We start from the raw sequence: 25,850 nt of genomic DNA on the forward strand, positions 1-25,850 counted from the left end.
TCTATGATGCGTTTCCGAGCTGTTCTGCTGATTTCAGAACTTCCGCCCCGTTGCATGTGCCGTAATGGACGGTATTGATGACTTCAACCGGCACTCCTTTTGATTCACCAAGTTTTTTCAGCTGCGGAAGCAAATAACGGACTTGAGGCCCAAGCAGCAATACGTCCGCTTTATCAATATGCTGCTTGACTGAATCGCCTGACACCGCCCAGATTTTATATTCTTTCCCTTGTTCCTGCGCGCTTTTTTCCATCTTGGTAACGAGTAAGCTTGTAGACATCCCTGCTGCACAAACGAGTAATATATTCATGTGAAAGACCTCCTGAAAGTTTGATATTTTGTATGTCTCGATGTTAGTACCATCATATTATGAAATCGCTTTCATAACTACTCAGGCTTTTTCCGCTGCTAACGGAAAAAAGGTGTATCCCGGTCTTTCTCAGATCGTTTGTCTCTGAATACTTGTAAAACCTCCTGATAGGTTGTGCATTTTAAAAGACGGCTCACCGCGGCCTGATCATCTAGCATGCCGCCGAGCCATTTGTACATATGCTGGAGGTCGGCTTTGTTTTCTTTCTCGACGCAGAGCAGGCAGACAAATTGGACACGCTTATTTGCCCAGTCAATCGGCTTCTTCAGCGTGCATACCGCCCAAAACGTCGTGTCTGTCTGGGGAACGAGGGGATGCGGAATCGCCGTGAGATTGCCGAAGCTCGTAGGAGAAATCGCTTCCCTTTCAAAAATAGAATCGGTCAGGGAATCAGAGGCGAGGCCGGCTTCTGCAACCTTCTGTCCGAGAAAACGGATGACGTCCTCCTTCGTCTCCAGATCCTGCTGCAAAAATATCAGCTCCGGTTTCAGAAAGTTCAATTGTTCCCGCTTTTCTTCCAGCATGGCATCAATTTTGGTAAAGTCCCCGCCGCCCAACAGCGTATGAACCTTTAATACGGGAACGGGCAAGTCTATTTTGATCGGCACGGTGCTGACCACAAAATCAATCGACTCAAAAGAAAGCTGGTCAAGACTGTAGTAATCAGCCGTTCCGACGATTTCAAGGCGCTTTCCGAACCGGGAACGCAGCTTTTCTCTTAAAAGCTGCGCACTGCCGGCGCCGGACGCACAGACAATCAAACAGCGTTTAGGCGGCCGTTCCGTCTTTCTCCTTTCGATGGCGGCTCCGAAATGCAGCGCCAAATATCCGATCTCATTTTCATGAATATCAATGCCGGTTTGCTCCTTGATCACGATTCCCGCAATCACTCCCGCTTCAAATGCGAGTGGATAATTTTCTTTTATAGCGGAAAGCATCGGGTTTCTCAGGTTCATTCCGTAGCGGTTTCGGTTAATCGCCGGCTTGATATGGAGCGCAAGACCCGTTTTCAGCTCATTGTCGTCCGTGATTCCGAGCTCCAGCTCCCTCTCAATGGCTTCAATCATGGCCTCCGTTAAACGGCTGGTTTCCCCGTCTATCAGCCTTGTAAACTCTTTTCCTTCAATTTGTGACTGGGTCATGCGCTTTGTCCCCAGCAGGTGAATGGCGATATAGGCGGTTTCCTGTTCGGGAAAGGTGACGGAAAGCGCCGATTCAAGCTCATTTACGATGGCTTCCGCTGACTGATATTCTGTTTCAAGCTTAATGTCATGAAGATCCTCCGGGATGAGAGATACATTCCGTCCGGATTCGTTTGCAGGCAATGGCGATATGGATGATGAGATTGTTCAGGCCGAAGAAAGAAAGCGGGATCTTGTGGTTTCGAACCTGCTTCATAATGGCTGTGCGGATCACATGAATGTCTTCTTTCGGCAAAATACCGGCCTTCTCATTCAGGAGATCAGGCTCAGGCTCGCGGTCGTCCACTAAGTATTCCGCCATACAATAACGGAGGCGGAGCTCTTCGCCGCGCAGCTTAAATCCGCAGTTCGGCCTTGTTTCCAAAACGATGTCATAAGGGCGGAGCCGTTTTTTTACTTCTTTCAGATCAGATTGAAGAGTCGATTTACTGATGAACAGTTCTTCTGCCAAGTCATCCAGCTTGAGGCAGCCGTCGGTCAGAAGCAGTCTTTTCATAAGATAATGAATCCGTTCATCGGGAAAAATCGGCACGGCGCTGTTCTGCTGGAAATTGTCCTGAAGCCAGTTTTTAAATTGCTGCTCATTGCGGATCAGCAGCTTATAGCCGCTCCCTCTGACAGATTGAATGGAAGCGCCGTTTTTTTCTACAACGGTTTGCAGTTCCTTTATGTCATTGCGGACCGTCCGCGTCGTTACCTTTACATTTGCAGCGATGACTGAGCTTGTAATCGGTGTTTCAGCAGCTAAAAGCAAGCGCAGAAGTTCACGAAGCCGCCCATGAAGCATGAGAAAAACCTCCTATCAGATCAAATGCAGTTGTAAAAAATGGGCAAAAAGGATGAGGAAGGGGTAAATGTAATGTAAATTCTATAATGGGGAGGATTTCAAGTCAATGAGGCAGCCCGATAGAAAGCCCGTAAAAAAACAGCCGGATCAGCCGGCTGTTCGGGATGCGGACATGCGGTTTCGCTTAGATGCCTTCCGTTCTTTTATAATTTTTCTAATGATCGGATAGATGACGGGCGCCCATTTGATAATTGTTTTGAAAAATTTTTTCAATGTCTGAATCCCCTTTCTTTTACCTTGTCTTTCCCCTGTTATCAGCAGCTGTAAACATGGTCAGCGTGAGACATACCGATTTCCCGTCACCCAATAGCGCCACGGATAATCCCGGGCTTCTCCGCTGTTTTCAATCCCGATTCTCGGGCCTGTTGATATATGCTCCGGCGTAAAGCCTTCCGTAATAAACAGCGGCGGTTCCGTGATCATGCCGCCATAGTCACTCATTGAAATGCCCATCGCCTTTGTGAGTTTTCCCGGGCCGTTTGTCCACTCTCTAGGGCGTCTGCCCGGTCTCCTGCGCTCCATCAGGAACTGTCCTTCATGAGGTTCTGCCGCCCTGATTAACACGGCCTGCGGAATGCCGATGTCAGCGGCGACAACATTCATTAATGTATGGGTGTGCATGACGTATGTATAAATGCGGCCCGCCTCATGGAACATGATTTCAGTCCGTTTCGTGCGCCGATTGCCGAAGCTGTGCGCCGCCCGGTCTTCCACTCCCATATAAGCTTCCGTTTCAACGATGAAGCCTGATGCCGTTCCCTCATCCGTCTCCTTCACCAAGAGACAGCCGAGCAATAAAGGAGCAAGCTCCACTGACGGCCTCTGGAAAAATTCAATCGGCAAAGGCTTTCGTTCTCCCGTCATCCGTCTTCCTCCTTTTCTGAATATAGCGATTTCCCTCTTTCACGTTTTTCACTTCTTTTTTACAATATAAACATGAAAGAAAAAAGGGCGTCATGTTGAACACTCTATTGCGTTTTGAAAATCGGCTGGTTATAATATGATGGTTCAACTGAAAATGATTCTCATGTTCAATAAATGCCGGACAATGATCATAAAAGTAGGTGAATTGATTTTTGAGCGATTCTGTCACGTCCGCAAACCGTCTGCTCAGCATCTTAAAAAACGGGATTTTCTTCCTGGCTACGGTGCTCGGACTGCTTGTTTCTATTTTTTTCGCCGTCTCATTCGGCGCGAAAGACATTACTTTACATACGGTTTGGTCGGCTGTTGCTGATTACAATCCAAACATTACGGGCCAGCAGATCATTCATGAATTGCGTCTGCCGAGAGTGCTCGGAGCGGCCGTTACAGGAGCCGCGTTTGCAGCAGCCGGCGCCCTCATGCAGGGTGTCACGAGAAACCCGCTTGCCGATTCGGGTGTCTTAGGCGTAAACGCAGGAGCCATGTTTGTTGTTGCGCTTAGCTTTGCTTTTTTCCCTCATTTGTCATACGCGCTGCTGATGGTGCTGTCATTTTTCGGCGCACTGGCAAGCACAGCCTTGATTTTCTTTATCAGTGCGGCGGGAAAAGGCAGCATGACACCTTTAAAGGTGACGCTTGCCGGGGCGGTTGTAGCCGCTCTTTTGCATTCACTCAGTACGGGTGTGGCGATTTATTACGATTTAAGCCAGGATTTGGCCTTCTGGTATGCCGGCGGGGTATCAGGGATCAAGTGGGCACATTTACAAGTCCTCGTTCCCGTCATTACGGTCTTCATCATTCTCGCGACATTCATGGGCCGGTCCGTCACCCTTCTCTCAATGGGCAATGACGTTGCGGCGAATTTAGGGGTGAACACGGCTCTGACGCGTGCCGCCGGATTAATGATCGCCGTCGTTCTTGCCGGTGTGTCTGTCTCGGCTGCCGGTGCAATCGGCTTCGTCGGGCTGGTCATTCCCCATATCGCACGGAAGATCGTCGGCGTTACGTACAGGCTGATTATTCCGATGTCCGCGTTGCTTGGCGCGATTCTTTTGATTTTGGCCGACTTGGCCTCGCGGACAGTCAGTCCCCCGAGAGAATTGGCGATAGGCATTATGGTCGCACTTGTCGGTGTCCCTTTCTTTCTTTATATTGCTCGCAAGGAAGGGAGAGAATTATAAGTGAAGGTTCAGAAGGAAACAAAAAAAGCGTCGGCGGCAGGCCTCATTCTGCTGGTCATCGCCGTTTGCATTATCCTGATCGGGTTACATACGGGCTCATTCCGGCTTTCTCCTCTTACGGTGGGAAAAACGCTGTTCGGATACGGCACGTTTCAAAGCACAACCGTTTTATTTGATTATCGGCTTCCACGGATTCTGGTGACGATGCTGGCCGGTATCGGTTTAGGCGTGTCGGGCGCTATTTTGCAGGGCGTATCCCGAAACCCGCTTGCCGATCCGGGCATTCTCGGACTGCATGCCGGCGCTTCGTTCGGTCTGATGATTTATATCACGTTCTTTCATTCACTGGAGGCGCAGGCGTCGATGTTCATCCCGTTATTTACGTTTGCGGGCGGAACCCTCGCTGCCCTGCTGATCGTGGTCCTTACGTACGACAGGCTGAACGGTTTTTTAACGATTCGCATGCTGTTAGTCGGGATCGCCGTTTCCGCGGGCTTCAGCGCCGTTACATTGTTTATGTCGCTGCGCCTGAATGAAGAAACCTATACATTCGCGTCCCGCTGGCTGGTCGGAAACGTCTGGGGCAGGGACTGGATTCATGTGTGGTCGCTGCTGCCCTGGATCGGCATTCTCGCACCGCTGGCTTGGCTTAACGCCCGGTCTTTGAATATTTTAATGCTTGGTGACCAGGCAGCCGCGGGGCTCGGCGCACACGTACAGCGAAAAAGGATCATGCTGATCGCCATAGCTGTCGGCTTATCCTGCGCGAGTGTCGCGATGGCGGGCGGAATCGGCTTTATCGGCTTTGCCGCCCCTCACTTGGCGAGACGGCTCGTCGGCACCATGCATCAGCATATTATCCCGATTGCGGGGTTAATCGGCCTTGTCATTCTTGTCGCGTCAGATACCATCGGCCGGTCTTTGTTTCAGCCGAACGCCATTCCGGCCGGGGTGGTTGCGGCAGCGATCGGGGCGCCGTATTTTCTCTATCTGGTCATGAAAATCAAAACATAAAATAAGGAGTTTTCTCATGAAAAAAATAATTGCGCTCGTCAGTTTCATGTGTATTTTCTTATTGGCTGCCTGCCAATCCGATTCAACACAGCCGGAGACAAAGAAGAAATCCGGCGATCATAAAATCGCATCGATGTCCATTCACCTGACAAATGATCTGCTGGCTCTCGGCGTTACACCGGCCGGTTCCGTCGTGGGCGGAGAATTAAAAGATTTTCTCCCTCATGTGAAAAATCAGCTGAAAGACACGAAAAAACTCGGCCCTGCCTCAGATCCGGATATGGAAGCTTTACTCGAGCTGAACCCTGATAACATTTATCTTGATAAAGAATTTGCAGGAAAAGATGTGTCAAAATACAAGAAAATCGGAAACACACACGTTTTCGACCTTGATAAAGGCACGTGGCGAGATCATTTAAAAGACATCGGAAAAATCGTCAACCGTGAAAAAGAAGCGAAAACCTTTATTCAAAATTATGAAGATGAAACAAAACAAGTCAGATCCATGATCAATAAGGAATTAGGGAAAAACGCCAAAGTTATGGCGATCCGCGTGAACGCAAAAGAGCTTCGCGTCTTCAGCACACGCCGCCCGATGGGTCCGATTCTGTTTGATGATCTGAAGCTGAAGCCGGCTGACGGCATTAAAGAAATGAACACCTCCCGCCCTTATGAGGTCATTTCTCAAGAGGTTCTGCCTGATTACAACGCAGATGCGATTTTCGTCGTCGTTAACAGAGACGACAAGTCACAGCAAGCCTATCAAGAATTGCAAAAAAGTGCTGTATGGAAAGGCCTGAAGGCGGTTAAAGCAAATCATGTCTATAAGATCGCCGATCAGCCTTGGCTTGATTATTCGGCACTGGGAAATAAATTAGCAATGGATGAAGCGAAAAAGCTGTTCCAAAAATAAACATGAGCCGGTTTTGCAAAAGTTGCAAAGCCGGCTTTTTTATATTATTGTTTACTTATATAACCAAACGCTTATATAATGATTTGAAAAGGAGTGAGAGCATGGAACCGCAGCAAAACGCCTTAAGTTCCGAAGGGGTCAGTCAATGCCTCAAGCTTCTCAGCGATCCGACGAGGCTTTTGATGATGAAGCTTCTGGCGGATAAGGAATACTGTGTCTGCGAGCTGACAGCCATTTTTGATATGAGCCAGCCCGGCATCAGCCAGCACTTGCGGAAATTAAAGAACGCCGGGCTTGTGCGGGAAAGGCGGGAGGGCCAGTGGCGGTACTATGCCATTCATCCGTCCGGTCCGGAATACACGCTGGTCCGCTCGATTCTGCGGCAGATAGATGAAAAGGACGGCGTTTTACAAACACTGCGGCTAAAAGAAGTCACTGTTTCATGCCGGTAAGGAGGATCTATTCTTGGGAATCGCGGTTTTATCAGCACTGATTTTTGTGCTGACACTTGTATTTGTCATATGGCAGCCGAAACATGTATCCATCGGCTGGTCTGCCTGCGGCGGAGCGGTCCTCGCTTTGATCGCGGGTGCAGTCAGCCTTCATGATATTGCGGAAGTGACGGGGATCGTCTGGAATGCGACACTTGCCTTTATCGCCATTATTATCATTTCATTGATTCTTGACAGCATCGGGTTTTTTGAATGGGCTGCGCTGCATATGGCCATGGCGGCCAAAGGCAGCGGGCTGCGGATGTTTCTCTATGTGTCGGTCTTAGGGGCGGTTGTCTCCGCCCTGTTTGCCAATGATGGAGCGGCGCTCATTTTGACGCCGATCGTACTTGCGATGGTACGGGCTTTGGATTTACCTGAAAAGCTGGTTTTTCCGTTTATTATCGCCGGAGGATTCATCGCGGACACCACCTCGCTTCCGCTCGTTGTAAGCAATTTGGTCAATATCGTCTCGGCGGATTACTTTCATATCGGATATATTGAATATGCATCACGTATGCTGGTGCCCAACCTTTTTTCTTTATCTGCAAGCATTTTGGTGCTGTATCTCTATTTCAGAAAAAACATTCCGAAACGGTATGACACCGGCCTTGTCAAACATCCGTCATCTGCAATTAAGGATCAGCGCCTCTTCCGGTTATCATGGGTTGTGCTGGCCGTTTTGCTGATCGGATATTTCGTCAGCGAACTGCTGTCGATACCCGTTTCCTTCGTAGCCGGCTCCATCGCGGTCATTTTTCTCATTCTGGCACAGCGAAGCCCCGCCGTCCCGGCAAAACAAGTCATCAAGGACGCCCCATGGGCCATCGTGTTTTTTTCTGTCGGCATGTATGTTGTCGTGTACGGCTTGCGGAATGCCGGACTGACGGATCTTCTTTCTCAGCTTATACAGAAAGCGGCGGATCACGGGCTGTTTGCGGGGACACTCGGAATGGGTTTTATTGCTGCAATCCTGTCATCCGTTATGAATAATCTGCCGACAGTAATGATTGACGCCATAGCTATCAGCGGAACGGACACTCACGGGCTGATGAAAGAAGCGCTGATTTATGCGAATGTTATCGGTTCGGATCTCGGACCGAAAATCACGCCGATCGGGTCGCTGGCGACATTGTTATGGCTCCATGTGCTGAGCCGGAAAAACGTGAAAATTTCCTGGGGAATGTATTTCAAAACAGGTCTGATATTAACCATTCCGACGTTATTTATCACGCTGACCGGACTTTATTTGTGGCTGTTATGGCTCTCCTGATAGGAAAAAACCTTTTAAGTTGAATCTTAAAAGGTTTTTTTGTGTCAAAAATCCGAAAAGTAAAACTTTTATATTTTAAAAGTATAGACATTTAAATTGAAAAGATTATAATATTCATGAAAACGTTTTAACTTTATGAAAGAAGGGATTTATCATGAAAAGAATTTTATTAGCCTGCAGCTCAGGCATGTCCACCAGCCTGCTTGTCACGAAAATGCAGGATTACGCCCGCTCCATCGGTGAGGAAGCCGAGATTTGGGCAGTCGGACAGGATAAAGCAAAAGAAGCGATGAAAGACGCAGACGTCGTGCTGATCGGCCCTCAGATGAGCTTTTTAAAAGGTGAGCTTCAAAAAGAGGCGGAGCCGCTTCACATCACCGTTGATGTGATTGATATGATGGCATACGGCATGGGAGACGGCAAAAAAGCATATGAACAGGCCGTTGTCTTGATAGAGAACAGGTAAAGGAGGCGATAAGCATGGAAACATACACAGATGAACAGATCAGTTTTCAGCTGATTCTTCACAGCGGCAATGCCCGCAGCTGTATTATTCAATCGATACGAGCTTATAAAGACGGCCGGATAGACGAGTCAGACACCTTTCTGACAAAGGCTGAAGAAGAGCTGGGAAAAGCGCATGACATCCATTTTCAGATGATTCAAAAAGAAGCCAGCGGCGCCAAAACGGATGTCTCTCTGCTTTTCATGCATGCAGAAGATCACTTAATGTCAGCGCTCTCAATGAAAGAGATCGTCAAAGAAATGCTCGACTTATTTCAATCAAAGAATTTATAAAAAGCCGGGGGTGAAGACGTGTTTGAGAAAATCAGCCAATTCCTTGTTCCGATCGCGGGCAAATTAAACAATAACCGCTACTTGCAAGTCTTACGGGATGCTTTTATGCTGGCGTTTCCGCTGACCATTTTCGGTTCAGTGTTCGTCGTGCTGACGAACCTGCCGTTTTTAAACAAAATCATGAGCAGTTCCGCCCTGTCTGTCTTTCAATCCGGGTTTGGCGGGGCTTCAACGGCGACGATGGGGATTATGTCCATTTTTGTCGTCTTCGGGATCGGCTATTACCTTTCCAAAAGCTACGATGTGGAGGCCGTATTCGGCGGAGCGATCGCTTTGGTTTCTTTTCTGCTGCTCACTCCTTTTGTATTAGAGCCGGAAACGGGCAAAGCGGTTGCAGGCGTCATTCCGGTTGACCGTCTTGGAGCAAAAGGGATGTTTCTCGGCATGATTACCGCGTTTTTGTCAGGTGAAATCTACAGAAGAATCGTCCAGAGAAACTTGACGATTAAGATGCCTGCCGGTGTTCCCCCGGCTGTTGCTAAATCGTTCGCCGCATTGATTCCGGCTTTTATCACGCTTACCGTTTTCCTCTTGATCAATGCGGCTGTCACCCAGATCTTTCACACCAATCTGCATGATGTCATTTATCACACGGTTCAAGCCCCGCTTGTCGGACTTGGAAGCGGCATCATTCCTACATTAATCGCTGTTTTCTTTATTCAGATTTTATGGTTTTTCGGTCTTCACGGACAAATCATCATCAACTCCGTGATGGACCCGATCTGGAATACATTACAGGTCGAGAATTTAGCTGCCTATACAGCGGGGAAAGAGGTTCCCCACATTATTTCTAAACCGTTTATGGAGATTTACACCGTCGGAATGGGCGGCACCGGAATGACATTGGCCATAGTGATCGCCATCTTGCTTTTTATGAAAAGCAAACAGATGAAACAGATATCCAAACTCGGTCTCGCGCCAGGCATTTTTAACGTCAATGAGCCGGTTATTTTCGGTTTGCCGATCGTAATGAACCCGATCATTATCATTCCGTGGGTGATCGCACCGATGGCTGTCACGCTTGTCACCTACCTGGCCATGTCGGCGGGGCTCGTGCCCCCTCCTACCGGCGTGACCGTACCTTGGACCGTCCCCCTTTTCATTAACGGGATTATGGCGACCAATTCCGTCATGGGCGGCATTATGCAGCTGGTCAACCTCTGCATTGTCTTTGTCATCTGGTTCCCGTTTCTTAAAGCGCTGGACAAATTAAACATGGCAAAGGAAAAAGAAGCCGAAGCTCAGCAGCAAGTCCGCGATGACAGCGTGAGTATGTAATAAAAATCGCAGTAAGGGAGAGAAATCAATTGACTGAATCAGTTGTTCAATACCGTTTTCCGGAAGGATTTTGGTGGGGGTCTTCCGCCTCCGCAACCCAAACCGAGGGAGCCGCCGACAGAGACGGAAAAAGCCAGAACATATGGGATTACTGGTATGAAAGAGAGCCAAGCCGTTTTTTTAACGGAGTCGGCCCCGGCGACACGTCACGTTTTTACGACAAATACAAAGAAGATATCCGGCTGATGAAAGAAATCGGCCACAACTCTTTCCGGCTGTCTATTTCCTGGTCAAGACTGATTCCGGACGGAACGGGTGAGATCAATCAGAAGGCGGCCGCGTTTTACCAGAACGTCATCGATGAAATGCTCGCCCATCACATTGAGCCGTTTGTCAATTTGTTTCATTTTGACATGCCGCTCGCCCTTCAGCGTTCAGGGGGCTGGGTCAGCCGGAACACCGTTGACGCGTTTGAGCATTACGCCAAAACCTGCTTTTCGTTATTCGGCGGCAAGGTAAAAAAATGGTTCACTCACAATGAGCCGATTGTGCCGATTGAAGGCGGCTATTTATATGATTTTCACTATCCGAATCACGTTAATTTTCAAGAAGCAGTGCAGGCAGGTTTCCACACCCTGCTGTCAAATGCAAGAGCTGTTAAAGCCTACAGAGAATTAAAGCAGGACGGGCAAATCGGAATCATTCTGAATCTGACGCCTTCTTATCCGAGAAGCTCTCATCCTGAAGACCTGAAAGCGGCCCGGATTGCCGACGCCTTTTTTAACCGATCATTTTTAGATCCAGCAGTAAAGGGCGAATTTCCTAGTGAGCTTGTTGAGATTCTCAAAGCGGAAGGATTTCTGCCGCGTTATGAGAAGGATGATCTCCGCCTCATTCAGGAGCATACGATCGATCTGCTAGGCGTGAACTACTATCAGCCGAGACGCGTCAAAGCAAAAGAACATGTTCCGAATCCGCATGCCCCTTTCCTGCCTGAGCGTTTCTTCGATCCGTATGTCATGCCCGGCCGGAAAATGAACCCTCATCGCGGGTGGGAAATTTACGAAAAAGGAATCTATGACATTCTCACCAACCTCAGAGAACATTACGGCAATATCGAGTGTTTTATTTCTGAAAACGGCATGGGAGTTGAAGGCGAGGAACGCTTCCGCGATGAAGACGGCATCATTCAGGATGATTACAGGATTGAATTTATTAAAGAACATCTCAAATGGGTGCACCGGGCCATCGGGGAAGGTTCAAATGTAAAAGGCTATCATCTGTGGACTTTCATGGACAACTGGTCTTGGACAAATGCTTATAAAAACCGCTACGGCTTTGTATCTGTCAATCTGGAAAACGGGGGCGGACGGACCGTCAAAAAAAGCGGACGCTGGTTCAAATCCGTTTCCGATCAAAACGGCTTTTAACGGAGGAGGAGCTACAGCCATGCTTGGAGGTATTGAAGCCGGCGGCACGAAATTTGTCTGTGCCGCCGGACAAAAAGACGGCACCATTCTGGACAGAATCGAGTTTCCGACGGGAGAACCGGATGAAACCCTCAGACAGGTCATCCGTTATTTTAAAGATTTCCCGATAGAAGCCATTGGCATCGGGTCGTTCGGGCCGATTGATATCCGTCCCGACAGTCAAACTTACGGGTGCATTACCGCGACGCCGAAGACAGCCTGGCGGAACTGCCCTTTTCTCCAAACGATCAAAAACGCTCTGCAAATTCCCGCAGGCTTCACCACCGACGTCAATGCGGCGGCGCTCGGAGAAGCTTCTTTCGGCGCGGCCAAAAACGCGGACAGCTGCCTCTATTTGACGGTCGGCACGGGCATCGGCGCGGGCGCCATCATGAACGGCAGATTTGTTCAAGGGCTGTCACACCCTGAAATGGGCCATATTTACGTCAGAAGACATCCGGACGACGGCTACAAAGGCAATTGCCCTTACCATACAGATTGTCTGGAAGGTCTCGCGGCAGGCCCCGCCATTGAGAAACGCTGGGGGAAAAAAGCATATCTGCTGACGGATCTCAAAGAGGTATGGGAGCTTGAGGGCTATTATATCGCTGAAGCGCTTGTGCAGTATATCCTCATTCTTTCTCCCGAAAAAATCATTCTCGGCGGGGGCGTCATGAAGCAGCGGCAGTTGTTCTCTTATATCCGTCAGCACGTAAAAAAGCGGCTGAATCAATATATTGATCTGCCCGATATTGAAAACTGCATTGTTCCCCCTCAATTGGGCATTCACTCCGGCGCGGCCGGTTCGCTCGTATTGGCGGAGCAGGCCTTAGAGGCGGCAAACCGGGAGGCGGGAAAATGACGAAGCTCTTATTTTTAGAACCGGTTTTTAAAGAAAGATTATGGGGCGGGACGAAGCTGCGCGATACATTCGGGTATGAGATTCCTTCTGAACGGACGGGAGAGTGCTGGGCGATTTCAGCTCATCCGCACGGTGCATCCATCGTGCGGAACGGACCTTTTTCCGGAACATCATTACACCGTCTCTGGAATGAACATCCTGAACTGTTCGGACATCCGAAAGAAGACGCTTTCCCCCTGCTCACAAAGATTCTTGATGCTGATATGGACTTATCCGTACAGGTGCACCCGAATGACGCATATGCGCATCGGCATGAAAACGGAGAACTCGGAAAAACGGAATTCTGGTATGTCTTGGACTGCCAAAAAGACGCGGAGCTCATTTTAGGGCACCGCGCCCAAACAAAAGAAGATTTCGTTCGGCTCATTGAACGAAACGAGTGGGATCATCTGCTCCGCCGCATCCCAATTAAGCCCGGCGACTTTTTCTATGTCCCGAGCGGCACGCTGCACGCTTTATGTGAAGGTACGCTCGTTCTTGAAATCCAGCAAAGCTCTGATGCCACCTACCGGCTTTACGACTATGACCGTACCGATGAGAACGGGAATAAACGCGAGCTTCACCTTCAGAAAGCAATTGACGTAACAGACATACCGCATACCGATCAAAATGTAAAAAGCACAAAGCATCAGATCGGAGATGCTCTTATTACGATACTCGCTGAAACACCTTTCTTTTCAATTTATAAATGGAACGTGAGCGGGAAAGCATCATTCCCCGCACCCGGCCGGTATTTACTCGCAAGCGTCATTAAAGGACGCGGAAAACTGGATGGATGCTCCATTCAGAAAGGCGGGCACTTTATTGTGCCGGCGGATTTCGGAGATTTTGTTATAGAAGGAGATTGTGAGGTTATCGTTTCACATCCTTCATCATCTTAAAAAATCAGGAGGTCTTTTTTATGCTCAAAAAATTCGCAGTCTGTCTGTCTATCATTTTATTACTCATCTCAGCCGCCCGTCCGATATCGGCTCACACCGTTTACCCTGTCAATCCCAATGCCCAGCAGACGACAAAAGACGTCATGAACTGGCTGGCGCATTTGCCCAACCGTTCAGAAAACAGGGTCATGTCCGGTGCATTCGGCGGGTACAGCGATGTCACCTTTTCAATGACGGAGGAAAACCGCTTGAAAAACGCGACGGGACAGTCTCCCGCCATCTACGGCTGTGATTATGGGAGAGGGTGGCTGGAAACATCGGATATCACCGATTCTATCGACTACAGCTGCAACAGCAGCCTCATTTCGTACTGGAAAAGCGGCGGCCTCCCTCAGGTCAGCCTGCATCTCGCAAATCCGGCCTTTCCATCAGGACACTATAAAACGGCCATTTCAAACAGCCAGTATAAAAATATCCTGAACCCTTCAACTGTTGAAGGACGGCGGCTTGAGGCCTTGCTCAGCAAAATCGCCGACGGCCTTACTCAGCTGAAAAATCAAGGCGTCACCGTTCTGTTCAGGCCGCTGCATGAGATGAACGGTGAATGGTTCTGGTGGGGGCTGACAGGCTACAACCAAAAAGACACTGAGAGAATCTCGCTGTACAAAGAGCTTTACAAGAAGATATACCGCTATATGACAGAGACAAGAGGATTGGATAATCTTTTGTGGGTGTATTCGCCTGATGCCAACAGAGACTTCAAAACAGACTTCTACCCAGGCTCATCTTATGTGGATATTACCGGACTGGATGCTTACTTCACCGACCCGTATGCGATATCAGGCTATGATGAAATGCTGTCTCTGAAAAAACCGTTTGCCTTTGCCGAGACCGGTCCGTCCGGTAATATCGGAAGCTTTGATTACGCTGTTTTTATCAATGCGATCAGGCAAAAGTATCCCGAGACAACCTACTTTTTGACATGGGATGAACAATTAAGCCCGGCAGCCAATCAAGGCGCGCAAAGCCTTTATCAAAACAGCTGGACGCTGAACAAGGGCGAAATGTGGAATGGCGGAACCTTGACGCCGATCGCGGAATAACCGCTTCTTTTGGAAAACCGGTTTTAAAAAACGGCTCTGCTGGGCATATTGTTACCGTTTAAAAAGGAGGGTTCAACAATGGAAAATAACAATAACAGCGATGAGACGCTTTCCAGTAAGACGACCGGTAAAGGCGAGTCAGAAGACACGCTGACAAACCGGCAGGGCCATCCGGTCACTGACAATCAGAATGTCAGGACAGTCGGCAACAGAGGGCCGACAACATTGGAGAATTATGATTTTTTGGAGAAAATCAGCCACTTTGACCGCGAACGGATTCCGGAGCGCGTCGTTCACGCGCGAGGCGCCGGCGCACACGGATACTTCGAGGCATACGGAAGTTTTGGAGACGAGGAGATTTCGAAATACACAAGAGCGAAGGTGTTCCAAAAGAAAGGAACGAAGACACCGGCGTTTGTGCGTTTTTCAACTGTCAATCACGGAAAACATTCGCCGGAAACACTGCGTGACCCGCGGGGGTTTGCCGTTAAGCTTTATACGGAAGACGGCAACTGGGATCTGGTCGGCAATAACCTGAAAATCTTTTTTATCCGTGATCCGCTGAAGTTTCCGGATCTTGTTCACGCATTTCAGCCTGATCCCGTTACGAACATTCAGGACGGCGAGCGAATATTCGATTTTATTTCCCAATCACCGGAAGCGACTCATATGATCACGTTCTTGTTCTCACCGTGGGGAATCCCGGCCAACTACCGGCAGATGCAGGGCTCAGGGGTTCACGCGTACAGATGGGTCAATGAAGAAGGAAAAGCCGTGCTCGTCAAATATCACTTTGAACCGAAACAGGGCATCCGCAACCTGACACAGAAGGAAGCGGAAGAGATTCAGGGGAAAAACTTCAACCATGCGACACAGGATTTGTATGAAGCGATTGAAAAAGGCGATTACCCTGAATGGGAAGTGTATGCGCAAATCATGACTGATGACGAGCATCCCGAGCTGGATTTTGATCCGCTTGACCCGACCAAGCTGTGGTATAAAGACGATTTCCCTTGGAAGCCGATCGGTAAATTGGTTCTGAACAAAAACCCGGAAAACTACCACGCCGAGGTGGAACAAGCATCATTCGGAACGGGCGTGCTCGTGGACGGCCTTGATTTTTCAGATGATAAATTGCTTCAGGGGCGTACATTCGCCTATTCAGATACCCAGCGGTACCGCGTCGGCGCAAATTACCTGCAGCTTCCGATCAACTCGCCGAAAAAGCATGTCGCCACCAACCAGGAAGGCGGACAAATGCAGTATCGGGTCGATCGGGCAGAAGGACAAAACCCGCACGTCAACTATGAGCCGTCCATTATGGGCGGACTGAAAGAAGCGAAGCAGGATGGGAAAGACCATACGCCTCATGTCGAAGGCGACGTGAAGCGGGAAGCGATCGACCGGACGAATAACTTCGGTCAGGCCGGAGAAACATACCGCCGATTTTCGGAATTTGAACGGAACGAATTGATTACAAACTTGGTCAATACGCTGTCTTCTTGCCGAAAAGAAATTCAGGATCAAATGATCGAGAACTTCACAAAAGCAGATCCGGACTACGGAAAACGCGTTGCGGAAGGACTGAAAAAAGCCTCTGAAAACAACAGCGGCGGGCCGATCGGCACAACGGATACGGCACAGGCCGCAAAGCAGGCTGAACAGGAAAGCCATCCGTCAGATCCGTATTAAACAAAAAAACAGGACAGCAGCGTCCTGTTTTTTTTGTTGAGCTAATTGAGCTCCTGTATATTCTGCTCCGCCACAGCCGCAAATACTTTCGGCTCCGGACGGTCAAGATCTTCATGGAATAAACTCACTTTATGAATCTGCCGGTTGTCGTACAGATGAAAGTAATAGTTTCCCGTGTCACAGCACATGACCGACGTATACTGCGTATAATCAATTTCATTCTCCTCGGTGATCACCGCGCCTTTTGGAATATTCACATTGGACAGCACGTGAAAAGCTGCCGTGACCCCTTCCGTTTCATGAGCTGCTGGCTCCAAATGCTCTTTCAGATAAGCGGCTCTGATGAATCGGGATGGCGGCGTGTAATCACCGGGAAGCCCGATCGTTCCTGAGCCTTGCCCGAATGCGGTTAATGTCATTCCGCCCAATGTCTTGCTTTCTGACTGCTGCGGCCTGATTCCGATATAATGGCGCAGATTGGTCACATGCCAAGGAAATTCAGGGCTGTTGGTCATCACCCCGGGTTTGTTGTCATAGACTTTCATTCCTTCCGGTGTCGGCTCGATCACAATGCAGCCGCCCGTACGGTCTGATAAAATCCAATGAAGAGGCAGGACCGTATCCAATAACATTAATTTCTTCTCTACAATCGTCAGGGAACCAAGCTTTTCCTTTACATCTTCAAGAGATCCACAGTTTGATAAGGTCCATGTGACAAACTCATGAGGAGCGATGTGAGAGGTGCCCTCCCGTTCCGCTTTCTCGTATCCCGCAAAGCCCGGAAAATACAGCGTCGCACACGACAGTCCCTTTTCATTCACGCCGTCGGCAAACAGAATATTGCCGAGATTTCTCCCCATGCCGATAAATGCGTATTTCGTCTTATGCAGCCTGCCGTCAGCTTCACTTCTCCAGCTGTACTGACGAGGGTAAAGCATGACGTCCGTGCCGAGCTGAAAAGCAAAATCCATCGTTCGCGCCAATAAGTGGTTACCGTCTGCTGTTTTCAATGTAAGACTTGTACACATATCATCAATCCCCTTTTCAATAATGAAATTTACACAAAGTAAACTATTCTTCCAGCTTAACGAATAATGATTCCATTCGTCAAAGAATTGACACATTTCTCTTTGATACATATTAGCTTTTAAACCTATCCATACCTTTTAACCCCTACCAAAATCGTTTTTGCGGTATCAGTTTGGTTTTTCAAAAAAACTTTACTGGAATTTGTAAACGGCAAGTCATTCTGTTAAGCTATGACTTTATGTTAAAGAAGAACATACGGAGGAGATTATCTATTGAAAGTAGAAAGGCGAACGATTGAACATATTCCGCATCACGAAAGACACGGAAAGGCCAGAGATTTGTTTCCCGTTTGGTTCGGGGCGAATATGCATATCACGACGTTAGTCACCGGCACACTGCCCGTTACAATGGGACTCGATCTCTTTTGGAGTATCGCCGCCATTATTATCGGAACCTTTATCGGCGCAATTTTTATGGCGTCTCATTCCGCACAAGGTCCTCAGCTCGGCATTCCGCAAATGATTCAAAGCCGCGCGCAATTCGGCGTGATCGGAGCGATTCTGCCCCTCTTTTTGGTCATGTTTATTTATCTTGGTTTCTTTGCGAGCAGTACGATTCTCGCAGCCGGCACACTGAGCAGCTTTGTCCCGATTCCGGCTTCATGGTGTATTATCGGCTTAAGCGCCATCTGTTTTTTACTCACGATTTACGGTCATGATCTGATTCACAAAATGCAGAAAATCCTCTCTTGGACCTCCTTTGCCGTTTTTTTTGCAGCAACGATTCTTATTTTTCAACTGCCGATTCCCTCAGGAAGCTGGGTGCCCGGCTCATTAGATCTGCCTGTTTTCTTAGTGGCGGTCAGCGCGGTGGCGACATGGCAGCTGGCATACGCGCCATATGTGGCGGATTACTCCCGCTATCTGCCGGTCAAAACACCGGCATCGCATACTTTCTGGTACAGCTATGCAGGCACATCAGTCAGTTCCATCTGGATGATGCTTCTCGGCGCCATTTTGACGACGGCGCTCCCGGAATTTACCGCTAATGCAGGAAATGAGATTGTCCGATTGTTCGGCCCGTTTTCCTTTATTATGCTAATCATCGTCTTGTTCGGGCAAATGGCGATCAACGTCTTTAATTTATACGGAGCCTTTATGTCAACCACGACCACCTTGGAGCCGTTTTTGAAACTGAAGGTGACGCCGAAAACAAGAGTGGTGATGATCCTTTGTGTCACGGCAGCGGGTACTGTGTTAAGTCTCTTGGGCCAAAGCAACTTCATGGAACTGTTTTTAAATTTCATCTTTTTCATCAGTTATTTCTTAATTCCATGGACGGCGATCAACCTCGTGGATTACTATTTTATCCGCCGCGGAAAATACCACGTCAAATCGATGTTTGACGTAAACGGACAATACGGCAGGATCAACTGGATTACAGCGGCCGCCTTCGTTTTGTCGATTATATTAGAAATCCCGTTCATCAATACATCCTTTTACATCGGACCGCTCGCAGAAATATTCGGCGGAGGCGACATTGCCTGGATTGTCGGCCTGGCCGTGCCGTCGCTGCTGTATTATTTCCTGATGAAATCAAGGTTGAAACATAAAGAGGCGCCTTCCATATAAAGACGCCTCTTCTTTATTCATACTGTTTCCACACCCGCGGCAGCAGTTCAGAAAGTTCGTGCGCCAATAAGGTATGGGCGGAGCGCTCTTTCGTCCATAATTCCGCACAGGCGCCGTGAAGACGGACGGCGTTCAATACGGCATGCTTCGGTTCTTGATGGCAGCACAGCATGCCGAGGATCATTCCCGTCAGCGTGTCGCCGGTCCCGCCTTTTGCAAGCGCGCCGTTTCCGGTTGTATTCCTGCGGCACTCCCCATCGGGAAAAGCGATAATGGTTTCGTTTCCTTTCAGGACAATCGTGACACGAAGCCGCTCCGCCCACTCCGCGGCATATGCGGCTCTGTTCTGCTGAATCTCCTGAATCGGAAGGCCTGTCATTCTGGAAAATTCGCCGGGATGAGGCGTCAAGATCACCGGGGCTTCCCTCTTTGGATAGGTTCTTTTCGTAATGGCGCCCGCATCCAGTATGACGGGATAATCGGCAGAAAGCAGCTGATCAGCCGCCTGCTGCACTTCATCCGTTTGCGGGAGTCCCGGCCCGATGGCCGCAGCCCGGATGTTCTCTTCAGGCTGGCCGTCCGCGGCTTTTTTCCAGCCGTCACGCCAGTATGTCGCTTCCAGCAGCACCGGGACGATGAGCGGGATGACGCCTGCCGACGTACCGATGACAAGCTTGCCGACACCGCTTCTCATCGCGCCCAATCCGGCCAGAAGGGCGGCTCCCGGCATATCTTCGCTCCCAGCCAGCAATAACGCCCTCCCGAACGTTCCTTTATGGCTGTCTGCGTCCCGTTTCGGCAGTGTGTCTTTCACATCCTGCTCCGTCCAATCAAGTATGTTCATCTCTGTACCTCCTCGTCTGTCTCCTATTTATATTCCAAATCAGGAGCAATTTTAAACCGCACAAAAAAAACAGCCGCTCGTTTGCGGCTGTTTATGTTCTGATCGGAACGTCAAGACGGTAAAGCTTCCGGTACCGTTCGTTTTCTGCAAGCAGCTCTTGATGGGTTCCTTCCATTTCTGCTTTTCCATTTTCTAAAAAGACGATTTTATCAGCTGTTTCCACACCTGCTAAGTGGTGTGTGATCCAGAGAATCGTTTTCTCTTTAAAGACGTCAAAAATGGTCTCAAGCAAGTCACGTTCGGTGACCGCATCAAGGCCGACCGTCGGTTCATCAAGGATAATGACCGGCGTATCCTGGAGCAGAATACGGGCAAGCGCGATCCGCTGCCGTTCCCCGCCGGAGAAACGAATCCCCGTCTCCTGCACGGACGTTTCATACCCGTCAGGCAGTGATTCAATATAATCATGCAGCTTCACTTGCCGCGCCGCACGCCTGACATCTTCATCGCTCGCCTTGCCGTTTCCGAGACGGATATTGTTCATAATGCTCGTATTAAAGAGATGAGGCTTCTGATTCAAAACGGCTACCGCTGAGGAAATCTGATCCTGCACGGCCGCAGTTTCCAGCCCGTTCAGCGTCACTTTGCCCGAATCGGGAACTAAGGCGCCCTCAATTAAAGCGAGAGAAGTCGACTTACCTGAGCCGCTTCTGCCGAGTAGCGCCATTTTTTCACCTTGGCGGAGAGTGAAGGAAAAATGGTCAAGCACATGACTGTGCTGATCATAAGAAAATGTCACGTTATCAAATGTCAGTGTCACATCAGATACATCCAGTTTCTCATCTGACTGCTTCACCTCACGCCCCCGCAGCTCCGGAGCCGCCTTACTCATTCTGCTGATGGAATCCTGATAAGAAGGCACTTCCGTCAGCGCATCCGAAAGGGGCAGAAAAGCCTCCGTCAGCGGAAATACGACGAGCACAAAGGCTGCGATCATCGTGTTGGCGATGCTGCCGTCCGCATACTGGCCCGCCGTCCAGAACAGCATGATCAATATGAAACCGCCGACAAGACATTGCGCGGCGAGGTCACGCAGCCTCGTAAAGCGCTGACGTTTGCTCTCAAGGTCAAACCATGCCTTTTCTTTCTCTTCATAAGAGGAAATAAAGGCGGCCTGACGTCCAGAAAACATCCAGTCGCTCACGCCGAGCACGGCATCTGTCAGCCGGCTGTAGAGCGTATTCCGGCCGCTTTTCAGCCTCATGTTTTTCGCTCTCGTCACTAGAAGCGATACAACCGGAAATAATACAACCAATACAAACAGGTAAATCGCCGCAAAAGCGGCAAACGGCCAGGAAAAGAAGCCGAGCCCGATAACGGATGCCGCATACAGCAGCAAAGCGGAAACCGCCGGGAAAATCGTTTTTAAAAACGCATCCTGCAAATGCTCAATATCCTCAGCCAAAATGCCGAGCATATCGCCCGTCCTAAAACGGGAGGAAAGCATGAGCGAGGCCGGCTCCAGCATATTGTAAAGCCGCACCCGCATGTCGGACACGATTTTCAAAATGATATGGTGCCCCGTCAGACGCTCAGCATATCGGGAGACTGAACGGGCAATCCCGAAGGTGCGCACGGCCACAATCGGAACGTACACGAGCAGGATATTCTCAGGCCTTGTCGCCGACTTTGAGATCAAAAAACCGGAAGTGAACATGAGAAAGGCCGCCGAAAAAATCGTCACCGCGCCTAAAAAAATCACAAGAACAAACAAACGGGCATTTTGCTTAATATACGGCAGAATCCATTCTTCTTTCCTCATGTTCTTTCCCCCAGTTGCGCCTTTACAAGTTTGGCGTATACGCCTTGTTTTGCCATCAATTCGTCATGGGTGCCGATTTCCGCTACCGCGCCGTGATCAAGCACGATAATTTCGTCCATCTCAAGCATCCAGTGAAGACGGTGAGTGGCCAGAAAGACAAGCTTGTTTTCAAACAGGTCTTTCATCGTTTCTTTTATTTCATATTCTGTTTCAATATCAAGGTGAGCGGTCGGCTCATCCAAAAGGAGAATCGGCCGGTTCCCTAAGAAGGCTCTGGCCAGCGCGACACGCTGAGCCTGCCCTCCGCTGAGCGCCCGTCCGCCCTCGCCGATCCGGCCGTCAAGACCGCCGGGCAGATTACGAATCAGGTCGGAAAGACCCGCCGAAGCGGCGGCGCGCGCCGTTTCCTCATGGGAAGCATCAGGATGATAAAACCGGATATTATTCAAAAGCGTGTCATCAAAAATATACGGATGCTGCGGAATATAAAGCAGCTGCTTCTGCCAGCTGTCCGACTGCAGATGTGAGCGGGATTCACCGTTGACCTTAATCTCACCGGACGCAGGCTCTAAAAAGCCGCCCAGCACATCAATAAGTGTCGATTTTCCCGCCCCGCTTTCACCGATAATCCCGATTTTCTTCTTCCCTTTAAAGGACAGATTAAATTCAGACATCGATTCACGGACGTTCAAACGCGTAAGCTGTAATTCGTCCCCGTCAGTCCACGTATCAAGTTCGAGCGGCTTTTCTTCTTTAAAACCGGGCTGCGCCAAAATCGCTTGAATCGTTTTTCCCGCCTCCTGCCCGTTTAATGTCGCGTGGTAGTCATTTCCCACCTCGCGGACCGGGAGAAAATATTCAGGGGCGAGAATCAGCGCGGTCAATGCCGGACCGAGAAGAATATGCCCGTCTATCAGCCGTAAGCCGAGAAACACCGCAACTGTCGCCACCGACAGCATCGTAAAGAAATCAAGGGCGAATGATGATAAAAACGCGACCCGGAGCGTGCTCATCGTCGCCTTACGGTATCTCTCACTGACATGAAAGATATTTTTGCTGTGTGATTTGCTTAATCCTAAAAACCGCAATGTCTCCAGTCCGCGGAGCGAATCCACGAAATGATTGGAAAGCGTCTGATAGGACTTCCATTGGCGATCGGCTTTTTTCTGCGCGACAAGCCCGAGCAGAATCATAAATACAATCAAAATCGGAAGCGCCAGAATCAAAATCAAAGCCGATGTTTTATCCTGAAAAAACACGTAAATGACAACGGCTGCCGGCACAATCGCCATGCTGACCATTTTCGGCAGAAACAGCTCTAAATAGCGGCGGAATTGGCTGATGCCTTCCATCGCCAGCGTTACCATCCGGCCCGTCCCCTCTTTTTTCGCAAAGCGGGGGCCGAGACGGAACAATTGCTCAAGAAATCTTTTTCTTAAGTCCGCGCCGGTTTGAGCGGCATATTGGTACACGATTTTCTGCCGAACCGCTGTCACCGCATGCCGGACCAAAAACGCAAGCAGGAAAAAGCCGATAACCGGATAAAGAGAAGCAATCCGCTTCCCGTTAAACAATCCGGTTACCGCCTGGTTCAGCCATTCCGCCTGCAAGATAATGGCGGCCGTTTGTATTATCGTTAATCCCGTAATGATCGCAAGAATCCGCTTCATTCCTTTATAAAGAAACAGGTCTTTTCCCATTAATAAGTCATAGGCTCCTTATGGCTGACGCGTTTCCGGAAGACGTAGTAGCTCCAGATCTGACTGCCGATGACAAACGGCAGCAAAGTCAGTGCGGCAATTGTCATGACCTTAAGTGAATAATCACCGGAAGACGCGTTAGCTACTGTTAAGTCATACGCGCTTTTCAGCGAGCTGACCATGACGCGCGGGAACAATGAGATGAAAATCATCGCGACTGTCAACGCAAGTCCCGCACCGGTCATACCGAATGCCCAGCCGTCTTTTTTCTTGCTCATAAACAGAACGGCAAGCAAGTTGCAGATGACAATCAGCACGAACACGGGGATCGTGATGTTTGCCCGGCGTGTAAACATATCCGTGTCGTATGCAGACATCGCAAAGAAAGCAAGTACAACAAGAAAGATAACACCAATTACGCGTTTTGCCATTTTTCTCGCACGCTCCTGTAAATCACCGATCGTGCGCAGTGTAACAAACATTAAACCGTGCAGGAATGAAAGAAGGGTGACCGCGGCTCCGCCAAGAACGGAATACACGTTCACAATATCTGAAAATCCAGCATGCATATTCATATGGCCGTCAATCGGCATGCCGCGGAACATGCTTGTGAAAATAAGGCCGAATACAAACGGCGGGATAAGGCTGCCGAAGAAAACCACCCAGTCCCATGTTTTGACCCATTTCAAATTATTCACTTTCCCGCGGAATTCAAATGCCACACCGCGGCCCATCAAGGCAAGAAGGATGATGATAAACGGAATGTAATATCCGCTCAGCATCGTCGCATACCAGTTCGGGAATGCCGCGAAAATCGCTCCCGTCCCTGTCAGCAGCCATACCTCGTTCGCATCCCAGAACGGGCCGATGGTGTTAATCAGCACTCTGCGTTCTAATTCATTATGGCCAAGAAATCGGGTCGAAATGCCGACACCGAAATCAAAACCTTCTAAAAAGAAAAATCCGACAAACAAAACCGAAACGAGTATAAACCAAAGATCATGAAGTGACCCCATGGTAGACCTCCTGACTGAACGGATCCGTTGATACAGGAACATCCTTGTGATCATCATGGTCCGCACCTTTTTTAATTTCACGAACGAATAGGAAGACAAGCAGTGTGCCTAAAATCAAGTACATGACGCCGAAGCCGATAATTGAAAACAGCAGAGATCCCGTCGTTACGTTAGGCGAAACGGATTGTGCGGTCGTCATTTGCCCCATGACCGTCCACGGCTGGCGGCCGATTTCAGTCATAATCCATCCGGCAGAGTTCGCAATGAATGGGAATGCGATCAGCGCGACCATACCGCGTAAGTACCACTTGCTCGTATGAAGCTTTTTGCGGCGGTTCAGAATAAAACCGGCAATTGCGGCAAAAATCATAAGCGCGCCCGCTCCCGCCATAATGCGGAAACTCCAGAACGTCGTTTTAACAGGCGGGATATAGTCGCCTTTTCCGTACGTTTTTTCGTATTCTTTTTGAAGTGTTTTCATCCCTTTAACACTGCCGCTGAACTTCTGATAAGCCAAGTAGCTCAGTGCGTAAGGAATTGAAATTTCAGATGTGTTTTTTTCTTTATTCGTATCAATGTTCGCAAAAGCCGTCCACGCAGCAGGATCACCGCTGTCATCCCAAAGCGCTTCACTGGCAGCCATTTTCATCGGCTGCGATTCCATTAAATGCTCAGCCTGCATATGTCCGCTGAACGCAACGCCGATACCGGCGATCAGCCCGACAATCATCGAAAGCTTGAACGATTTATGGAAGAACGGCACTTCTTTTTTCTTCAATAATTTAAATGCGCTGACACCGGCGATAAAGAAAGCACCCGTTGCAAGCGCTCCGAAAATGACGTGAGGAAATTCAACCCAAAGCTGAGGGTTTGTTAAAAGCGCCCCGAAATCACTCATTTCCGCGCGGCCGTTTTTAATCGTAAAGCCGACCGGCTCCTGCATGAATGAGTTTGCCGTCAAAATCCAGAAAGATGACATAATCGTTCCGAAGGATACAAGCCAAATGCAAAGCAAATGCACTTTTTTAGATAAACGGTCCCAACCGAAAATCCATAATCCGATAAAAATAGACTCCATAAAAAACGCCAAAAGCGCTTCAACCGCAAGCGGAGCTCCAAATACGTCTCCAACGAAGCGGGAATAATCAGACCAGTTCAAACCGAACTGAAATTCCTGAAGAATCCCTGTGACGACGCCGACAGCGAAGTTAATTAAAAAGAGATGTCCCCAAAATTTAGCCATTTTGAGATAGGTCTCTTGTTTTTTGACAACATAAAGCGTCTCCATCAAAGCAACCATAAACACAAGCCCGATAGACATAGGCACAAACAAGAAGTGAAACAATGTTGTAGATGCAAATTGAATGCGGGCTAAAACCAACTCACTCAT

At 49.1% G+C, this 25,850-nt stretch carries 23 protein-coding genes and 1 pseudogene; 14 read left to right on the plus strand and 10 right to left on the minus strand.

Going from position 1 to position 25,850, the window contains the following annotated elements; genetic code table 11:
- Window position 1 precedes the first annotated feature (1 nt).
- The 4 genes and pseudogenes from licB to MHH91_RS19510 form a co-directional block, all read right to left on the minus strand.
- Window positions 2-310 (minus strand): PTS lichenan transporter subunit IIB, encoded by a 309-nt coding sequence (licB, locus tag MHH91_RS19495; protein ID WP_013354068.1) that lies wholly within the window; start codon window positions 308-310, stop codon window positions 2-4.
- A 98-nt stretch (window positions 311-408) separates the two neighbouring features.
- A pseudogene (gene licR / locus MHH91_RS19500) lies at window positions 409-2,359 on the minus strand (transcriptional regulator LicR).
- Window positions 2,360-2,506: 147 nt separating this feature from the next.
- Complete coding sequence (locus MHH91_RS19505; protein ID WP_369719122.1) at window positions 2,507-2,641, minus strand: hypothetical protein; 135 nt, start codon at window positions 2,639-2,641, stop codon at window positions 2,507-2,509.
- Window positions 2,642-2,692: 51 nt separating this feature from the next.
- Window positions 2,693-3,283 (minus strand): DNA-3-methyladenine glycosylase, encoded by a 591-nt coding sequence (locus MHH91_RS19510; RefSeq protein WP_013354070.1) that lies wholly within the window; start codon window positions 3,281-3,283, stop codon window positions 2,693-2,695.
- A gap of 242 nt (window positions 3,284-3,525) precedes the next feature.
- Between MHH91_RS19510 and MHH91_RS19515 the strand changes: the two genes are divergently transcribed.
- The 13 genes from MHH91_RS19515 to katX all read left to right on the plus strand — a co-directional run bounded on the left by MHH91_RS19515 (window position 3,526) and on the right by katX (window position 16,418).
- A complete protein-coding gene (locus MHH91_RS19515) occupies window positions 3,526-4,524 on the plus strand; it encodes a FecCD family ABC transporter permease (RefSeq protein ID WP_340978737.1) in 999 nt (332 codons plus the stop codon).
- Window positions 4,525-5,538, plus strand: coding sequence for a FecCD family ABC transporter permease (locus tag MHH91_RS19520; RefSeq protein WP_013354072.1), 1,014 nt, complete (start codon window positions 4,525-4,527; stop codon window positions 5,536-5,538).
- Window positions 5,539-5,554: 16 nt separating this feature from the next.
- Complete coding sequence (locus MHH91_RS19525; RefSeq protein ID WP_013354073.1) at window positions 5,555-6,451, plus strand: ABC transporter substrate-binding protein; 897 nt, start codon at window positions 5,555-5,557, stop codon at window positions 6,449-6,451.
- A gap of 101 nt (window positions 6,452-6,552) precedes the next feature.
- Window positions 6,553-6,903: an ArsR/SmtB family transcription factor gene (locus MHH91_RS19530; RefSeq protein ID WP_013354074.1), complete on the plus strand. Its 351-nt coding sequence runs from the start codon at window positions 6,553-6,555 to the stop codon at window positions 6,901-6,903.
- 13 nt (window positions 6,904-6,916) lie between these two features.
- Entirely contained in the window at window positions 6,917-8,215 is a 1,299-nt protein-coding gene (locus tag MHH91_RS19535; protein ID WP_013354075.1) for an arsenical efflux pump membrane protein ArsB, read from the plus strand.
- Between the two features lie 154 nt (window positions 8,216-8,369).
- Window positions 8,370-8,681 carry a PTS sugar transporter subunit IIB gene (locus tag MHH91_RS19540; protein ID WP_014471222.1) on the plus strand — a complete coding sequence of 104 codons (312 nt, stop codon included), beginning with the start codon at window positions 8,370-8,372 and terminating at the stop codon, window positions 8,679-8,681.
- 14 nt (window positions 8,682-8,695) lie between these two features.
- Window positions 8,696-9,013 carry a PTS lactose/cellobiose transporter subunit IIA gene (locus MHH91_RS19545; protein ID WP_013354077.1) on the plus strand — a complete coding sequence of 106 codons (318 nt, stop codon included), beginning with the start codon at window positions 8,696-8,698 and terminating at the stop codon, window positions 9,011-9,013.
- An 18-nt stretch (window positions 9,014-9,031) separates the two neighbouring features.
- Window positions 9,032-10,351 carry a PTS cellobiose transporter subunit IIC gene (gene celB, locus MHH91_RS19550; RefSeq protein ID WP_013354078.1) on the plus strand — a complete coding sequence of 440 codons (1,320 nt, stop codon included), beginning with the start codon at window positions 9,032-9,034 and terminating at the stop codon, window positions 10,349-10,351.
- Between the two features lie 29 nt (window positions 10,352-10,380).
- Entirely contained in the window at window positions 10,381-11,781 is a 1,401-nt protein-coding gene (locus tag MHH91_RS19555; RefSeq protein WP_013354079.1) for a glycoside hydrolase family 1 protein, read from the plus strand.
- Between the two features lie 19 nt (window positions 11,782-11,800).
- On the plus strand, window positions 11,801-12,682 hold the full coding sequence (locus MHH91_RS19560) for an ROK family protein (RefSeq protein ID WP_013354080.1): 882 nt from the start codon (window positions 11,801-11,803) through the stop codon (window positions 12,680-12,682).
- Window positions 12,679-13,623, plus strand: coding sequence for a mannose-6-phosphate isomerase, class I (gene manA / locus MHH91_RS19565; RefSeq protein WP_013354081.1), 945 nt, complete (start codon window positions 12,679-12,681; stop codon window positions 13,621-13,623). Before MHH91_RS19560 ends, manA begins: the two co-directional genes overlap by 4 nt.
- A 20-nt stretch (window positions 13,624-13,643) precedes the next feature.
- Window positions 13,644-14,726 (plus strand): glycosyl hydrolase, encoded by a 1,083-nt coding sequence (locus MHH91_RS19570; RefSeq protein ID WP_013354082.1) that lies wholly within the window; start codon window positions 13,644-13,646, stop codon window positions 14,724-14,726.
- A 78-nt stretch (window positions 14,727-14,804) separates the two neighbouring features.
- On the plus strand, window positions 14,805-16,418 hold the full coding sequence (katX, locus tag MHH91_RS19575; RefSeq protein WP_014472368.1) for a catalase KatX: 1,614 nt from the start codon (window positions 14,805-14,807) through the stop codon (window positions 16,416-16,418).
- Window positions 16,419-16,459: 41 nt separating this feature from the next.
- Here the strand turns inward: katX and MHH91_RS19580 are convergent, their stop codons facing one another.
- A complete protein-coding gene (locus MHH91_RS19580; protein WP_014471224.1) occupies window positions 16,460-17,446 on the minus strand; it encodes a choloylglycine hydrolase family protein in 987 nt (328 codons plus the stop codon).
- A gap of 273 nt (window positions 17,447-17,719) precedes the next feature.
- Between MHH91_RS19580 and MHH91_RS19585 the strand changes: the two genes are divergently transcribed.
- Window positions 17,720-19,078, plus strand: a complete 1,359-nt coding sequence (locus MHH91_RS19585) for a purine-cytosine permease family protein (protein ID WP_014471225.1) — start codon at window positions 17,720-17,722, stop codon at window positions 19,076-19,078.
- A gap of 13 nt (window positions 19,079-19,091) precedes the next feature.
- Here the strand turns inward: MHH91_RS19585 and MHH91_RS19590 are convergent, their stop codons facing one another.
- The 5 genes from MHH91_RS19590 to MHH91_RS19610 all read right to left on the minus strand — a co-directional run bounded on the left by MHH91_RS19590 (window position 19,092) and on the right by MHH91_RS19610 (window position 25,850).
- A complete protein-coding gene (locus tag MHH91_RS19590; RefSeq protein ID WP_014471226.1) occupies window positions 19,092-19,922 on the minus strand; it encodes an NAD(P)H-hydrate dehydratase in 831 nt (276 codons plus the stop codon).
- Between the two features lie 91 nt (window positions 19,923-20,013).
- Window positions 20,014-21,744, minus strand: a complete 1,731-nt coding sequence (gene cydC, locus MHH91_RS19595; protein ID WP_014471227.1) for a thiol reductant ABC exporter subunit CydC — start codon at window positions 21,742-21,744, stop codon at window positions 20,014-20,016.
- On the minus strand, window positions 21,741-23,444 hold the full coding sequence (gene cydD / locus MHH91_RS19600) for a thiol reductant ABC exporter subunit CydD (protein WP_013354088.1): 1,704 nt from the start codon (window positions 23,442-23,444) through the stop codon (window positions 21,741-21,743). Before cydD ends, cydC begins: the two co-directional genes overlap by 4 nt.
- Window positions 23,444-24,460 carry a cytochrome d ubiquinol oxidase subunit II gene (gene cydB, locus MHH91_RS19605; protein WP_014471229.1) on the minus strand — a complete coding sequence of 339 codons (1,017 nt, stop codon included), beginning with the start codon at window positions 24,458-24,460 and terminating at the stop codon, window positions 23,444-23,446. Before cydB ends, cydD begins: the two co-directional genes overlap by 1 nt.
- A complete protein-coding gene (locus MHH91_RS19610; protein WP_013354090.1) occupies window positions 24,444-25,850 on the minus strand; it encodes a cytochrome ubiquinol oxidase subunit I in 1,407 nt (468 codons plus the stop codon). Before MHH91_RS19610 ends, cydB begins: the two co-directional genes overlap by 17 nt.

This window comes from Bacillus sp. FSL K6-2819 (assembly GCF_038008305.1).
Taxonomy (GTDB): Bacteria; Bacillota; Bacilli; order Bacillales; family Bacillaceae; genus Bacillus; species Bacillus amyloliquefaciens.